This is a genomic window from Ventosimonas gracilis (assembly GCF_001580025.1).
GTDB lineage: Bacteria > Pseudomonadota > Gammaproteobacteria > Pseudomonadales > Pseudomonadaceae > Ventosimonas > Ventosimonas gracilis.
In genome coordinates, this window is sequence record NZ_LSZO01000205.1 from 1 (window position 1) to 1,013 (window position 1,013).

General features: G+C 51.8%; 2 protein-coding genes. Both read left to right on the forward strand.

Features of this window, described 5'->3' with window-relative positions:
- The first annotated feature begins 101 nt into the window (after positions 1–101).
- The gene (locus AXE65_RS11600; protein WP_068392567.1) at positions 102–755 is read left to right on the forward strand and encodes a hypothetical protein; all 654 of its coding nucleotides are present in this window, start codon (positions 102–104) and stop codon (positions 753–755) included.
- A gap of 30 nt (positions 756–785) precedes the next feature.
- On the forward strand, positions 786–1,013 hold a 228-nt coding region (locus AXE65_RS11605), incomplete at its 3' end, for a hypothetical protein (RefSeq protein WP_439144693.1).

Genomic DNA, 1,013 nt, shown 5'->3' on the forward strand with positions numbered 1-1,013 from the left:
GACTACGCCGAACAAGAAGCACTACGGCAAATCCGCCGCGAACAAGACAACCCGCCGCCAGAAGATAACGACGCCATTTAACCCATTAAAGGAGCCATCCCATGAGCTATTTTAGCCAATTCAATACCCTGTCCGCCGAAAAAGCCAAATCGGTGTTTAGCTATGACACTATCCAGCGCACCGGCAAATATATCGGCCAATTTACCCAAGCCGTTTGTTTTGAAGCCCCCAGCGGCGCAAAAGGCATTGAATTTGAATTTATCAGCGACAGCGGCGAACACGCAAACTTTAGCCTTTACACCTGTAGCAAAGACGGCAAAGACATCTTTAGCGCCAATCAAGTGCACGCCATCATGGTCTGCCTGCGCTTAAGAGGCGCAGGCGTCGGCATGCAAAAAGCCAACGTCTGGGACAATAACGAACGAAAACGCGTAGAAAAACTAGTGCCCCAATTAACCGGCATGCTCAATAAACCCATCGGCATACTTTTAGAGAAAGAAGAATACTTCGACGGCAACGGCAACCCCCGTTATCGGATGAACTTTAAACACGCCTTTGAAGCGGCCACCGAATTAATGGCCGATGAAGTATTAGCCCAAAAAGAAGCGCCGGAACGCCTGCCGCGCGAAGTGAGCAAGTTAAAAGACCAGCTCGCCAAGCCGCCGGTGAGCGCCCCGCCCTTTTATGCGCCCAATACGCCCAAACCGCCCGCCGCCGCGCCCGTCCCAGCGTTTGACGACGACATTCCTTTTTAAAACCCATTAAACCGTTAAGGCATTGAAACAATGAACACACCCACACTACCCGCACCCACCTCACAAACCGCGCAAAATATACAAGCGGCGCAAAATATGCTGCCGCAAAACATGGAACAAGCACTCACCTTTGCCAATATATTAGCGGGCAGCGGCCTTGCGCCCGCAGGTTTTAATGGCAAGCCCGAAGCCTGCTTTATCGCCATGCAATACGGCGCGGGGCTGGGCTTAAACCCATTGCAAGCCGTGCAAAATATC